The 1,229-nt window shown below is 70.9% G+C and carries 2 protein-coding genes; both read left to right on the top strand.

Annotation, left to right across the window (positions count from 1 at the left end; translation table 11 throughout):
- Nucleotides 1–689: hypothetical protein (locus tag HW577_RS25270; protein ID WP_198378838.1), on the top strand; the 689-nt coding region annotated here is incomplete at its 5' end.
- The coding region (locus HW577_RS25265) for a DUF6384 family protein (protein ID WP_198378837.1) at nt 682–1,229 on the top strand (548 nt) is incomplete at its 3' end. The genes HW577_RS25270 and HW577_RS25265, both read left to right, overlap by 8 nt.

The raw sequence follows: 1,229 nt of genomic DNA, 5'->3' as shown, positions 1-1,229 counted from the left end.
AGGGCGAGCTCCTGGCGCTCGAGGTGCTGAAGTCGGCCGAACGCCGGCTCGCCGCCGCCAAGGCGGCGACCGACGCCGCGGTGAAGGCCGCCGAGGCCGCCGCGGCCGCCGAGCCGGCCGAACGCGCGCGGCTCGAACTCGCCCGCGACGAGGCGCTGCGCCACCTGCAGGCCGAGGACGGCAAGTACCAGATCGCGAAAGACCTCGCGGACAACCTGACCGTCTCCTACAACACCTCCGAAGTGATCATGGCGCGGCTCGTACAGATCACGACGGCGAAGGAACGCGTCTACCAGCAGTCGGTCTCCTTCTTCTCAACCAACGAGGCGGTGCTGACGGCGCTGACGGCTTCCTTCACCGGCATGCACGGGCTGCACGAAAGCACCCGAACGCTTGAAGGCATGAAGGCGGGCGTGAACCAGTCGCTGGAAGTGCTGGCCGAGATCGGCGGCAAGGTGCAGGAAGCCGCGCTACGCGCCGGCTATGGCCCGACCATCCAGGCGGATGCGGTCAAGAAGCTGGTGGAATCGGTGGTGAACTACCAGGAGCGCTCGATCGAGATCATCGACGAGATGCGCACCGCCGCGACGCAGAACAGCGACGAGATTCGCCGGTCGGTCGAGGATGCGAAGCAGCGCATGGCGCGGCTTGCCAACCGCGCATCGGCGGTCGCCGGCACGAATGGCTGACGTGCCGGCGCGGGCGCCCGCGCTCGACGAGACGATGCTGGCGATGGACGTGGTGGACACGATCCGCCACGCCGATCGTCTGGTCGAGCGGGAACTCGGCGGTACCGACCGCCAGGCCCGGCTGCGCGAGCGCCTGCGCGAGATCTACGCCAGCCAGGGAATCGAGGTCGCGGACCATGTCCTCGACCAGGGTATCCTCGCGCTGGAGGAGAAGCGCTTCGCCTATACGCCGAAGGGCGAAGGCTGGCAGCGCAGCCTGGCCACCGCCTGGGCGACGCGCGCCCGCTGGGGGCGCCTCGCGCTCGCGGGCGTCGCGGTGCTGGTGGTGGGCCTCGGCGCGTATTGGTTCACGGTTGTTGCGCCGCGCCAGCGCGAAGCGGCGGCGATCGCGCGCGAATTGCAGACGGACCTGCCGCGCGCGCTGCGCGCCGAGCATGACCGCGTGGTGGCCGGCACGCAGGAACCCGCCCCGCGCGCCGAAGCCGCGCGCCTGCTGGCCGAGGGTGAGGCCGCCGCGCGTGCCGGGAGCCTTGCGGATGC

Source organism: Neoroseomonas rubea (assembly GCF_016106015.1).
GTDB classification, from domain to species: domain Bacteria; phylum Pseudomonadota; class Alphaproteobacteria; order Acetobacterales; family Acetobacteraceae; genus Neoroseomonas; species Neoroseomonas rubea.
The sequence above is the reverse complement of the archived record's forward strand: the minus strand, read 5'-3'. Positions and strand labels throughout refer to the sequence as shown.